The following is a 12,064-nucleotide window of genomic DNA, read 5'->3' as shown; positions in this document are numbered from 1 at the left end:
TAAAATGATATAGAAAAAACCTGATGAAATTTCATCAGGTTTTTTTATATTCGAAACTTTAATTAACACTATGAATTCTTTTAAAATAAACGTTTCTGAAACGTACAAAAAGGCGCAAAAAAAATCAGCAGTTTGGATTGCTCTTTTCTTGATTACTCTTTTCTTTTCTACAATTTTGAGCATCATCATTTTTATAATTTGTGTTTGTGGAGGAATCGCTATTGTCATTGCAAAACCAATGTGGATTACCATTATTTTAGGTTTGGGACTATTGGCTTTAGGAGGTTTAATCGTTTACTATAATATTAAATTTATTCTGAATATTTTCAAAAAAACAGCTACAAATGGAATTGAAATTTTTGAAATAGATCAACCAGAATTATTCAAATTAATAAAAGAAACCGCAGATAAAGTTGGCACAAAACATCCAAAAAAAGTATTTATTATTGATGATGTAAATGCATATGTTTCCTATTCGAACAATTTGCAAAGTTTAGTTTTTCCGACGAGAAAAAATTTGTCGATTGGTATTGGTTTGCTTCATGGTATTTCTCAAAACGAATTAAAAGGAATAATTGCGCACGAATTTGGGCATTTTTCTCAAAAATCAATGACAATTGGTAGTCATGTTGGAAATGCGACCAAAATTATGGAAGATATTTTATACAGTAATCAAACCTTGAGATTTGATGTCGATAACTTAGGTCAAATTAATGGAATTGTTGGTTTTATCTCGATGGGCGCTGTTGCTTACAATAAAATGATTGAATCTATTTTGAAAATAATTCACAAAAAATTAGAATTTAATTATCTAAAATTAAGTCGAGAAATGGAATTTCATGCGGATCAAATTGCAACAAATGTTGTGGGAATTGAGACGATGAGCAAACCATTATTGAGAATAGAATTGTATCAATTTGTTTACCAAGAATTAGCCAATTTTTATACAAGTTTACAAGATGATAAAAAGTTTTCGACTAATATTTATCAAAATATGAATCAATTAGTTGACTTTTATATCGATGATTACGAACTTTCTTTAGAAAATAATTTAGCAATTGTTGGAATTAATGAATTTAATCAAAATCATTCTTTACTACAATTTGAAGATTTATGGTCGACGCATCCAGAAATGGACAAACGTTTAGCAAATATAGCGTCTACAAATCATCATTCTGAGATAGACAAATCTCCAAAAGCCATTACATTACTTCAAAAAAATAATGAATTTGAAGAAGAATTTACATTCAATTTTTTCTTTCAATTAAATTTATATCGTGTCAATGAAATAGACAATTCAGAATTTATTGAAACGTTTAAAAGCATTCATAATAAATACAATTACCCTAAAGTTTACAATCATTTTTTTTCAAATTATGATTTACCTTTTGATCGAATTAAAAAAGCTGATTTAACGGATAAACAACAAAATATTCCTACGAATGAATTGTTTTCGGATGAAAATATTATAGTTGCAAAACAATATTTAGCTTTACAAATTGATTTATTGCAATTAGATTTTTTTTCCAGTCAAAAAAAGCCGCAACCATTCAAATACAACAATGTTGTTTACAATAAAAAACAAGATGTACTGAAAGTTAAAGAAGAATTGGAGCAAATAAATAAGGAAAAAGAAGCTGAGTTTTCTGAATATTTAGACAATATCAAAATATTTTTCAGATCTAATTTAGATGAACAAAAAGCTATTTTATTAGAAGATTGTATCAAAGTTGAAGCAGATTTATCAGCGAATATTCAATTGGTAGATGAAATTAGAACTCATATTAATTTTGCAACAAAACCTATTCACGAAAAGCTAAGAATTGAGGCTTTAACAGTTTTGAATGATCAAGTTGAACAACTAAAAAATGTAACAAAAGATATTCTACAAAGTGAAATAGCAAAGGAAAAAATAACAATTCGAAAAGTTGAAAATGCGCAATATTTTATAGATGAAGATTGGATTTTCTTTTTTGACTCTACAGGTTATAACAACAATGCTTTTGAGAATTTGATTGAAAATTTATACTTTGTAGATCAAGTTTCAAATAACTTATTGTTTCAAAAGAAATCTGCTTTTCTAAAAGAATACGAACCATTGTTAAACTATACATCAAAAACAAAAGCCTCTTAATTAGAGGCTTTTGTTTTATATTTTAAGGAGCTAAACGCTCTTTTTTCCAATCAAAATCGTCTTGTAAAACATAACGAACTCTATCGTGTAAACGACTTGGACGTCCTTGCCAAAACTCTATTTCTGTTGGGCGAATCAAGAAACCTCCCCAATGTGCTGGGCGCGGAATTTCTTTTCCTTCGTATTTTTTCTCTAATTCCAATTCCTCTGCCGTCAAATCTTCGTGCTCATCAATCACAGAACTTTGCGCCGAAATCCAAGCACCTAACTGGCTACTTCTTGGACGTGTTTCGAAATATCCATCCGAATTATTATCCGAAGTTTTTTCAGCCACACCTTTTATAATAATCTGTCTTTCTAGAAATGGCCAAAAAAATGACAAACAAACTTTCGGATTTTCTAATAAAGCTTTTCCTTTCTGACTGTTATAATTCGTATAAAAAATAAAACCTTCGTCCGTATATCTTTTCAATAAAACAACACGCGTTCTCGGAAATCCATCTTCACCAATCGTTGCAACAGACATCGCATTTGCTTCATCCACTCCATCCGATTCTTCAGCTTGCAGAAACCAATCACGAAATTGTTCGATCGGATTTTCTCTTAACGAATCAAAATTCATCGACTGTTTTTCGTAAACTTTTCTTTTATAACTTAAATCTTGTTTCATTAATGATTATTTTATATTTTTAAACAGCTAATTGTATATTTCGTTAAGATTTACGTAACAAAACCGAAACAAAAATGTCTATCAAAAGTATAAAAAAAGGAGCTATTTTGGTCGCAAAACCAACATTAAGTAACGATATTTTTCAGAGAAGTGTAATTTTAATTACAGAACACTTAGAATCTGGAAGTATTGGTTTTATTCTTAATCATTCTTCTCATATTCCGATTAGTATTTTTGTATCTGAAATGGAGTCTGCATCTATTGTTTTTGAAGGTGGACCTGTCGATAAAGAAAACATCTATTATATTCACAAACGACCTGATTTAATCAGAAATAGTGAAAAAATTACTGAAAATTTATATTGGTCTGGCGTGTATGAAGATGTGCGTGATGCAGTAAATCAGAATTTGATTAGTCAAGATGAAATCAAGTTTTTTATTGGATATTGTGGTTGGGCACCAAAGCAAATCAAAGATGAATTAAACAATAATTCGTGGGCTGTAACGGATTTGGATTTTGATATTTTTGAGCGTTGGGATGCTGATTTGTGGAAAAAATTGATGAAACAGCTTGGAGGTGAGAACTTAATTTGGCTAAACACCCCCGCTGATCCTTCTATGAATTAATCAATTATAAATACTTAAAAATCGATTTTGTTTTATTTAAAGTGTATTCTTTTTTACGATTTTTGGTAATTGGTAAAATTCCAACTCCATCAATCAAAATAAAAACTTCTTCTGCTTTCTGAATTTCGAATGGAAAAATTTCTACTTCTTCTACTTTAAATTCTTCGGCTTTATTAATTTTTGTAATGAAATTATTTCTCAAAACACTTGTAATAACACCTTCTTCTTTTTTCGGTGTACGAATCGTTTCTCCATTCACCACAAAAATATTTCCTCGTAATGAACGTGCCATTTTTTTGTTTGCATTTAGCAAAATAATATCAGCATAATCATTCTCTAAACGATAGATTTCTGCAATATTTTCTTCTGGACGATACGTATTCACAAGTGAATAAAAAGCAGTATTGATTGCATAATCTTTGTACACATCAATCTCGTTTTCAGCTTGTAAAAACTCCCAATCATTTTCACTATTTTCGATAGAAATCAAATAATTGATGGATGCTTTTAGATAATCTTCCTCATCATTTCTGAAAGCAAAAAATTCTACTTTTCCTGATTTCGATTGATTTGCTTCTGCTAATAAATTGATTTGTTCTTGAAAAAATTCTGGTGTAAAATCCAACGGAATATTCATGCGGTAAATGCGCATAGAAGCCATTAGATTGAAATAATGATCTTCCCAATCAATAATTTCACCATTTACAAATCGTAAAATTTCTTTTACAGCATCACCATTACGAAAAGCTCTGTTCTGAATTCCTATTTCTGCATTTGCTTTTTCGACGATAACGCCACCTAAGTTAATTTTCAAAATAATAGATTTTAAACAGATCCTAAGATTTTTTTAAGATCTTCAATTTGACTTTCCCACAATTGTTTTGATTCTTCTACTTCGTCTTCATCAGCAAAATCTGTAATAACTAATGATACATCGTTCGTTAAATCGTCTTCTACAATTGTTAATTCGAAGAAATATTTTGTATCTTCATCATATTCCCATTGAAAGCGCACGTATCCATCTTGCTTAGATTTCATCAAAAATGCAGATTCTTCGTGTCCATCCCAAATAAAAGTATATTTTTCTCCACGAGAATTTACATTATCTGCAAACCATTCTGATAAACCTGAAGGGTTTGAAATATAGTTATATAGCAAAGACGGTGAAGACTTGATTGAAAATTCTACTTGATATTTCTTTTTTGGCATAATTCTATTTTATTGAAGTCGCAAGATATAAAATGAATTGTATCTACCAAAGAAAATCAAAATAAGTTTTGTTATAAAATCAAAAAAAAAATTACCTTTGCAAAAATTAAAATTTAGGCGAGGTAGCTCAGATGGTTAGAGCGCAGGATTCATAACCCTGAGGTCGGCAGTTCGATTCTGCTCTTCGCTACAAATGAAAAGCCCAAACAGATGATCTGTTTGGGCTTTTACTTAACTACTAAAACCTATACTAATCTAAATAACCTACTACTTGATAAGCTCTTGTTCCTCTGTTGTAAATTTTTTGGTACAAAACACCTCCAAATTCGTACAGATATTCTCCTCCATAATCTACTCTTTCATATCCTGCTGGTAAAGCATATACGATAGCACCTAGAGGAGCTTGAACTACTTCATAATAATTTCTATTAGGGCTGTAATAAACTCCTTCGTAGAAATAATATGGATTTCTATTACCAATATTAATTGTTACATAACCTACTGGTAAAATATTAATTCTAAATCCTACGTATGGCATATATCTCACATATCCATTGTTATAAGGACGATAGTAAATACCGTTGTTTCCGTAGAAATTATAACTGTTGTACGAATACTTGTTATAGTTTCTTACATTCACATTAGAAACTGGTCGGTTTCCTCTGTTGTATGAACTAGAATTTATACGAACTGGATTGTTGTAGAAATCTCTGTTTTTTAAACTCTCAGATCTGTTGCCTTGATTTCCTTGGCTATTTTCTCTGTTATTTCTACTATTATTCCAATCTTTGTTAGAACTTGGTCTACTACTTACAATCGCTGTATTGTTTCTATCTATACGTGTACTCGTTTCACGTTCTGTTCTATTTGTAGAGTTTTTCCAAGATTCATTCGTAGAATTACCGCGATCTATTCTTTCTGTTCTATTTCCTTCAATACGACTAGTTCTATTTTCTGTTCTAGCCATTTCAGAGCGTCCATTTCCTTGACTTCTTGAAGTTGCTTCTCTTGAAGAAGAACTTCTCTCACCACCTCTTTGACCTCTATCTTGAGCATTTACACCAACAGCTAACATGGCTGTAAAAGCTACTCCTAAAAGTGTAAATCTAATTTTTTTCATCATCCAACTTTTTAATAAATTAAGACATTTCTCCTAATACTATTTCCGTGCCATAATTATAAGTTTAAACCATAGAAAATGTTATAATAATCAAAATAATTTATAAGCTATTCAAATTCAAGGAATTGCATTAACAATTTTGTTTGACAATTTTGTTAAATATTTTTATTCCTGACATCGTTTGTATTGATTTGTGAATTGATTACTTTTGTTTTTAAGAAATTATATAAAATGATTGACGTTAAAAATGCTTACATCGCCTTTATTAGTTTACAAAAAGTTGGACATAAAGTTCGAGAAGAAGCTAACATTTTTGCCGATAAAACACTAGAATACGACGAATCTAAGGAAGAACAATTGGTTCCTTTCTTATTAAGTCCGTTCAAAAAAACGCTCGAAATTAATCGTTTCACGCATTATACAGAAAAGTTAGAATTTAATGTTTTGTATAATCAATGCAAGCAAATGTTTGATGAAGAAACAGATTTTATCGATTTTTCGCAAGAAGTTTTAAGTCATTTATACGAAAAATCATTGCATCCACAGATCAAAAGTGGTGAAGTTTTTATTGCGCTTTTCGAGAATATGATGTTCGACGGAATTCCTTGTCGTGGAATTGGAATTTATAAATTAGAGAATAAGAAAAAATTCTTGCGTTTCGACGAATCGCGTGGTTTAGATTACAACATTTGGAAAGGTTATAAGTTAGAAGGAATCGACAAAGCCTGTCTTATTCTTGATGCTTATCGCGACGAAGGTTTCCGCGTCTACTCTATCGATGATAAAAATGTGGAGTCAGAATATTGGAAGAAAAATTTCTTAGAAATTGATTTGATTAAGGACAACAATTACCATACGAAGAAATATATGGAGTTGATTACAGATTTCTCGAATGATTTTCTTTTGGATAAAACTGACAAAAAACAACAAGCAGAATTTATCTCAAATTCGATAAATGTGTTGAATTCGAATGAAGTTGTAACAAATGAAATTTTTGAAGATCAAGTGTTGAAACCTTTCGAAATTATTGACGAATTCAAAGAATATAAGAAAGATTACAGCGAAAATAATCGTGTTGAATTTGTAGAAGCTTTTGAAGTTTCGGTTCCAACTTTGATGAAAGAATCAAAGAAAATCAAAAGTGAAATTAAATTAGATACAAAGATTAACATCAAATTAGATTTGACAAATCCTGATGCAGCCGAAGAATATTTGGAACGCGGTTTTGACGAAGAAAAGAAAATGTATTATTATAAAGTCTACTTTAACTCAGAACAATAATAGTTAAATAATAATTACGAGCTCCAAAATTTTGGAGCTTTTTTATTTGATATACTTCTCAAAATCAGATTTATATTTCTCTGATAAATTAAACTCTTTCTTTCCTATTATTAAATGATTTTTCCCAAAAGAAGTCACTTTGTTGAAATTGACAATATGCGAACGATTAATCTGAATGAAATTTTCTGGTAAATTTTCTTTCATTTTTTTCAGTGTCATCAACGGAATATACGGTAACTCCTTTTCCTCAGAATATATTTTCAAATAATCTTTCATACTTTCGATATACAAAATAGACGAAAGCTTTATTTTCACTTGTTTTGCATCAATTTTAATAAAAATATCATCGTTTTGTTTCAATAAATTTTCAAGATTTTTTTGATGTTTTATTTTAGAAACTGTTCTTTCGAAATCTTCAAAACTATAAGGTTTAAGCAAAAAATCTGTTGCCGAAACTTTAAAACCTTCTATTGCATAATTGCTATAAGCAGACACAAAAACTATTGACGTTTTTACATTATTTTCTGACAACGATTTTACAAAATCAATTCCATTTAACTCTGGCATTTCAATATCCAAAAAAATACAATCAACTTGATTTTCAAGAAGAAATAATTGGGCAGATTGAGAAGAATTAAAACACGCAAGCAACTCTAAATCATCAGAATGATGAATAAAATTCTCTAATAATTTCAACGCTAAAGGCTCATCATCAATCGCTATACAGGTTAATTTCATTTCAACTTAATTTTTAGTAAACAATTGTAAACATTTGATTCTATCTTCACTACATATTCATAATTTGATGAATACATAATTTCTAAACGTTTTATCGTATTTTGAATTCCAATATTTTTAGAACGATTAACGCGTTTATTTTCAAAGATTTCATTTGTTGTTTCTAAAATTAATAATCCATTTTCAACTTTAATCTTCAAACAAATTTCACAATCTTTCGTCGTTGAAATTCCATATTGAAAAGCATTTTCTATAAACGTCAACAATATCATTGGTGCAATTTCTAACTCATTTTCAGAAGTAGAAATCTCAACTTTTAACGTTAAATTTCCTGGAATCCGAAAACGCATCAAATCAATATAATTCTCGATAAAACTAATTTCATCTTTCAGCAAAACTATATCATTTTGCTCTTCATTCAACACAAAACGCATCATTTTAGCCATTTTCTGAATTGCAATTCTCGACTTCTCAACTTCAAAATAAGTTAACGAATGAATCGTATTTAATGTATTGAAAAAGAAATGTGGATTAATTTGCGCTTTCAAAACACTTAATTCTGCTTTGGTTTTTTCTTCTTTCAACAAAAGTTTTTTCTTTTCTTCTTTGTTCCAATTTTTAATCAAATGAGATGAAATTCCAATCGCGAAAATAATTAAAGCAAAAATTGAAATATAAATCGAAATGAAAAATGAATTTTGCTTCGCATTTGTTGGCTGATTTGGATGTAATATTTGATGAAGTTTTTGATTTAATTGCAACATTTCTTCCACTTGATTCATTACAAGAATCAGAAAAATAGTCAAAATTATTAACGTTAAAATGTATAAAACACCGTTTTTTCTCCAACTAATTTTTGGCAATAAAAAACCTACATTCAAATAATACAATATCATTAAAAAGACAAGTAAAATTGCATGATAAACGTAGTGTTCTAGTGGTAAATTAATGCGATAGGTAAGCGGAAAAATGATGAAAAAGATAAATGCAATTCCGATCCATCCCAATAAATGGAAAATAAGAGGATATTTTTTTACGAAATCTTGCATCTTCAAAACTTTTAGCGAAGTAACGAAAAAGCTTTTGGAAAGTGAACTAATTTGGTCGTGAAAAATTTGTAGTTCGTCTAAAAAAATTGTCCAATTCCGTTGTGACAAATACTTTTGAATAAAAATTATTTCATGATGTCAATTAGTCAAATCGTCGTTTACGGCATGTTAATTTTATCAATATTTGCTCCTTTTATTGCTTTGTATGCGGTAAAATTAGTAAAACAAGGAAAATATGAGCAACATATAAAAGTTCAAAAAAACTTATTTTATGTTTGTGTTACAGGCGTTATTTTCTTGGAATTGACAATTCGTTTTTCTGGAGGTTCTGGTAGTTTGGTAAAAGTGAGTCCATATTTAGCGACAACATTTTTTCATACCACACTTTGGTCGCATATTATTGGTGCTGTTTTAACGTATATTGTTTGGGCTTTTACAATTTTCAAATCAAAAAATCAAAATAAGAAAAAACAATTACCTGGAAGATTTTCAACGATTCATCGCAAGTTGGGTTATATTGTAATTATCGGACTTTTTTATACAGGAATTACAGCTTTGATGGTTTGTACAATGGCTTTTTTCTTGTAATTAATTCAATTTTAAAATACATTGATGATTCAAAATCTCAAAACCTTTTTTCAGCCAAAAGCCTTTTGCAGATTGATTTTCAGCTGTAAATTCTAATTCAATATAGGCTTGATCGTTCAAGAAATTTATCGCTTCTTTAACTAATTTAGAAGCGATATTTTGATTGCGATAATTTGCATCAATATACAACGAATCTATTCTTCCTTTTGATTTAATAGCAAAATATTTCGGACGAAGATGTTTCGAACAAATAATATATCCCGCCAACTGATTTTCTATTTCGTCTACAAATACTTTTATGTTTTGTTGTTGTAAAATTCCTTTGAAAAAATCATCAATATCATGTTTGTAAGTCAAATCTATCTGATACAACGCATTAAACTCTTGATGATGTTGTAACAATTTTATCATCATTCTTTTCAATTCAGGAATATCATTTTCTACGGCAATTCTTATCATATCTAAAAATAAAAAAATCCAGTTAAAAAACTCTAACTGGATTTATTAAAACTATTGTTTATCTAATTTTATTTTGTCTTGACCTTGTTGCAATTGATACAACTCTATAATATCCTCAATCGGATAATTGAACCAATCGACTTGTTTTTTGATTTTAGAATTTTGATCTAAATACAAATATGTCGTGAATTTCATTGCTGGAAATTTCATTCCATTGTATGTATAAGGCGAAAATTCTCCGTTTGCAATAATCATCGAATCGTTAGAAAATAATTCATTTACTTTCAATAATTTATTGTTTTCATATTGCATTGTTTGATCACTCCAACGAATAATATCATTCAATAAATGACGCGGATCTACCGTAGAACCTCCTGAATATTGCGCCACATTTTCATATACCAAACTATCGTTGTAAAAAGATAACATTTTTTTATAATCTTTTCGAGATGAATAATTTTCGAAAAAACGTTTTCCTAATTCATCATTTTTACTGGCTGAAGAAGAATTACAACTTACTAAAAAAGTAATTGCAATAAGACTTAAAATCCACGTAAATTTTATTTTCATTTATCTGAAATTCTTGTTAAATAATTTTCACCATTATCATCAGCCATTCCATCTTCATTGAGAATCATAATCTCCGAATTGTCTGACCAACGTAAAAATTGAAAAGGTAATTTTTTCTTTTTTGAATCGATTTCCATCAACGATCCATCGTCTTTTTTGAACAATTCTCCATCATAAGATTGACCTTTGTACTCAGCAGTAAATTTGTCATCTGCTAATTTCAGAACGATTTTATCTCCAAAATATTTTCCTTCAAAAACTCCTTTGTAAATAAGCGTTTCGCTCGTAAAAACAGAATTTTTCTCTAAAGACAATACATCTTCATGCGACAAACCATCCGAACTTTTATCAACTTCTACATTATCCTTTTTACATGAAAATAAAAAGAATTGGCTGATAAATAGAAGAAAGACAATTTTTTTCATCTGAGATGAATTATTTTTTCACGAATTGCTCAACGTCTTTTCTAGAAATTGGATTATCACCCAAAATCAATAAACGTTCAACAACATTTCTCAACTCACGAATATTACCTGTCCAATCCAATTCTTTCAGCGCATCATAAGCCGAATTATCAAAAGATTTTTGACTTGTTGTATCTTTTACAAAATGTTCTACCAACAAAGGAATGTCATCTTTACGATCATTAAGCGCAGGAACATTAATAATAATTACCGCCAAACGATGGTATAAATCCTCGCGAAAACGACCTTCTTCAATCTCTTTTCGTAAGTCTTTATTTGTTGCCGCAATCACACGAACATTCACATTAATTTCTTTCTCAGAACCAACTGGAGAAACTTTTCCTTCTTGTAGCGCGCGCAAAACTTTTGCTTGAGCAGAAAGACTCATATCCCCTATTTCATCTAAGAAAATTGTTCCTTCATTTGCCAATTCAAACTTACCTTGCTTGTCTTTAACAGCTCCTGTAAACGAACCTTTTACGTGACCAAATAACTCACTTTCAATTAATTCAGCAGGAATTGCCGCACAATTCACTTCAACCAAAGGTTTTACATTACGATCACTTTTTTCGTGTAAATGATGTGCAACCAACTCTTTTCCAGTTCCATTTGGACCAAGAATCAATACGCGAGCGTCTGTAGCAGCCACTTTATCAATGATTTGTTTCACTTCTGCAATTGCAGGAGCATCACCAATCATTTCGTATTTCTTCGCAACTTTTTTCTTTAATGCTTTATTTTCTTTCTTCAATTCTTTATTTGAAGACATCAACGATTTACGGTCTAAAGCATTGCGAACAGTCGTCAATAATTTATTAAGATCTGGAGGTTTTGGAATAAAATCGTACGCACCTTTTTTGATTGCATCAACAGCCAAATCAACATCTCCGTGCCCCGTAATCATCACCATTGTTAGGTCTGGATTATATTCCATCGCTTCTGACAAAACCTCCATTCCATCTTTCAATGGCATTTTTATATCACTTATAATTAAGTCGTATTCTTTTTCTTTTATTTTTTCAAGCCCAACAGCTCCGTTTTCAGCTTCATCCACATTCCATTTAGGATTTTCGTCCATTAAAATGCTTTTCAAAACGTTGCGGATTGCCTGTTCATCTTCGATTAATAAGATATTTGACATCGTTTAGATCGTTTA

Annotated in this window: 14 protein-coding genes and 1 tRNA gene; 5 read left to right on the top strand and 10 right to left on the bottom strand. The window is 29.9% G+C overall.

Annotation, left to right across the window (positions count from 1 at the left end):
• The first annotated feature begins 70 nt into the window (after positions 1 to 70).
• Entirely contained in the window at positions 71 to 2,134 is a 2,064-nt protein-coding gene (locus B3M86_RS13440; RefSeq protein WP_291076026.1) for a M48 family metalloprotease, read from the top strand.
• A gap of 22 nt (positions 2,135 to 2,156) precedes the next feature.
• Here the strand turns inward: B3M86_RS13440 and pdxH are convergent, their stop codons facing one another.
• Complete coding sequence (gene pdxH / locus B3M86_RS13435) at positions 2,157 to 2,804, bottom strand: pyridoxamine 5'-phosphate oxidase (RefSeq protein WP_280048899.1); 648 nt, start codon at positions 2,802 to 2,804, stop codon at positions 2,157 to 2,159.
• Positions 2,805 to 2,878: 74 nt separating this feature from the next.
• Between pdxH and B3M86_RS13430 the strand changes: the two genes are divergently transcribed.
• Positions 2,879 to 3,430, top strand: coding sequence for a YqgE/AlgH family protein (locus B3M86_RS13430; RefSeq protein WP_219033938.1), 552 nt, complete (start codon positions 2,879 to 2,881; stop codon positions 3,428 to 3,430).
• Positions 3,431 to 3,434: 4 nt separating this feature from the next.
• On the opposite strand, the gene B3M86_RS13425 is transcribed toward B3M86_RS13430, so the two are convergent.
• Positions 3,435 to 4,244: an aminotransferase class IV gene (locus B3M86_RS13425; protein WP_291076028.1), complete on the bottom strand. Its 810-nt coding sequence runs from the start codon at positions 4,242 to 4,244 to the stop codon at positions 3,435 to 3,437.
• 11 nt (positions 4,245 to 4,255) lie between these two features.
• Entirely contained in the window at positions 4,256 to 4,639 is a 384-nt protein-coding gene (locus B3M86_RS13420; protein ID WP_038330532.1) for an START-like domain-containing protein, read from the bottom strand.
• A gap of 116 nt (positions 4,640 to 4,755) precedes the next feature.
• Here B3M86_RS13420 and B3M86_RS13415 point away from each other — a divergent pair.
• Positions 4,756 to 4,829: transfer RNA gene (locus B3M86_RS13415), tRNA-Met, on the top strand.
• A gap of 60 nt (positions 4,830 to 4,889) precedes the next feature.
• Here the strand turns inward: B3M86_RS13415 and B3M86_RS13410 are convergent.
• Complete coding sequence (locus B3M86_RS13410) at positions 4,890 to 5,759, bottom strand: DUF6515 family protein (protein WP_147279988.1); 870 nt, start codon at positions 5,757 to 5,759, stop codon at positions 4,890 to 4,892.
• A gap of 231 nt (positions 5,760 to 5,990) precedes the next feature.
• Between B3M86_RS13410 and B3M86_RS13405 the strand changes: the two genes are divergently transcribed.
• Positions 5,991 to 7,040 (top strand): nucleoid-associated protein, encoded by a 1,050-nt coding sequence (locus tag B3M86_RS13405; protein WP_280045571.1) that lies wholly within the window; start codon positions 5,991 to 5,993, stop codon positions 7,038 to 7,040.
• 42 nt (positions 7,041 to 7,082) lie between these two features.
• Here B3M86_RS13405 and B3M86_RS13400 read toward each other — a convergent pair whose 3' ends face one another.
• The gene (locus B3M86_RS13400; RefSeq protein ID WP_038330530.1) at positions 7,083 to 7,778 is read right to left on the bottom strand and encodes a LytR/AlgR family response regulator transcription factor; all 696 of its coding nucleotides are present in this window, start codon (positions 7,776 to 7,778) and stop codon (positions 7,083 to 7,085) included.
• Positions 7,775 to 8,827 (bottom strand): sensor histidine kinase, encoded by a 1,053-nt coding sequence (locus tag B3M86_RS13395; RefSeq protein WP_038330528.1) that lies wholly within the window; start codon positions 8,825 to 8,827, stop codon positions 7,775 to 7,777. The genes B3M86_RS13400 and B3M86_RS13395 overlap by 4 nt, the downstream gene beginning before the upstream one ends.
• A 132-nt stretch (positions 8,828 to 8,959) precedes the next feature.
• Between B3M86_RS13395 and B3M86_RS13390 the strand changes: the two genes are divergently transcribed.
• A complete protein-coding gene (locus B3M86_RS13390; RefSeq protein ID WP_084106812.1) occupies positions 8,960 to 9,415 on the top strand; it encodes a DUF420 domain-containing protein in 456 nt (151 codons plus the stop codon).
• Here B3M86_RS13390 and B3M86_RS13385 read toward each other — a convergent pair whose 3' ends face one another.
• The 4 genes from B3M86_RS13385 to B3M86_RS13370 are packed head-to-tail and all read right to left on the bottom strand — an operon-like array spanning position 9,416 to position 12,049.
• On the bottom strand, positions 9,416 to 9,874 hold the full coding sequence (locus tag B3M86_RS13385; RefSeq protein ID WP_286476923.1) for a GNAT family N-acetyltransferase: 459 nt from the start codon (positions 9,872 to 9,874) through the stop codon (positions 9,416 to 9,418).
• A gap of 51 nt (positions 9,875 to 9,925) precedes the next feature.
• Positions 9,926 to 10,444 (bottom strand): hypothetical protein, encoded by a 519-nt coding sequence (locus tag B3M86_RS13380; RefSeq protein WP_291076036.1) that lies wholly within the window; start codon positions 10,442 to 10,444, stop codon positions 9,926 to 9,928.
• Complete coding sequence (locus tag B3M86_RS13375; protein WP_280048904.1) at positions 10,441 to 10,869, bottom strand: hypothetical protein; 429 nt, start codon at positions 10,867 to 10,869, stop codon at positions 10,441 to 10,443. Before B3M86_RS13375 ends, B3M86_RS13380 begins: the two co-directional genes overlap by 4 nt.
• Before the next feature lie 10 nt (positions 10,870 to 10,879).
• Positions 10,880 to 12,049, bottom strand: coding sequence for a sigma-54-dependent transcriptional regulator (locus B3M86_RS13370; RefSeq protein WP_280061530.1), 1,170 nt, complete (start codon positions 12,047 to 12,049; stop codon positions 10,880 to 10,882).
• Positions 12,050 to 12,064 lie beyond the last annotated feature (15 nt).

Origin of the sequence: Empedobacter sp. UBA6305, assembly GCF_002440405.1 — a bacterium.
GTDB classification, from domain to species: Bacteria; Bacteroidota; Bacteroidia; order Flavobacteriales; family Weeksellaceae; genus Empedobacter; species Empedobacter falsenii_B.
Note: the sequence above shows the minus strand (reverse complement) of the source record. Positions and strands in the feature narration are given on the sequence as shown.